This is a genomic window from Azospirillum griseum (assembly GCF_003966125.1).
In the GTDB taxonomy this organism is placed as follows: domain Bacteria; phylum Pseudomonadota; class Alphaproteobacteria; order Azospirillales; family Azospirillaceae; genus Azospirillum; species Azospirillum griseum.
Window position 1 is genome coordinate 1 of sequence record NZ_RXMA01000185.1, and the last position, 261, is coordinate 261.

At 70.5% G+C, this 261-nt stretch carries 1 pseudogene; it reads left to right on the top strand.

Annotated elements, in window-relative coordinates:
- Positions 1-261 (top strand): annotated as a pseudogene (locus EJ903_RS27190) (hypothetical protein); the annotation flags it as partial.

Genomic DNA, 261 nt, shown 5'->3' on the forward strand with positions numbered 1-261 from the left:
GGCTGGAGGTGCTGGTCGGCAACGCCGGTCTCGACGTGGCCACGCTGGCGGACGGCGGCAACACCCTGCTGCTGCGCTCGCTGGAAACGCTGACCGGTGGCGGCGGGGCCGACGCCGTCACCATCGGCAACGTCGGTTCGACCATGCTCGTTGCCGGGCTGGAAACGCTGGTTGGCGGGACCGCCGCCGACAGCATCACGCTGGGAACCACGGGCAACAGCCTGCTGCTCAGTCAGGTGGAAACGCTGACCGGCGGGGTCG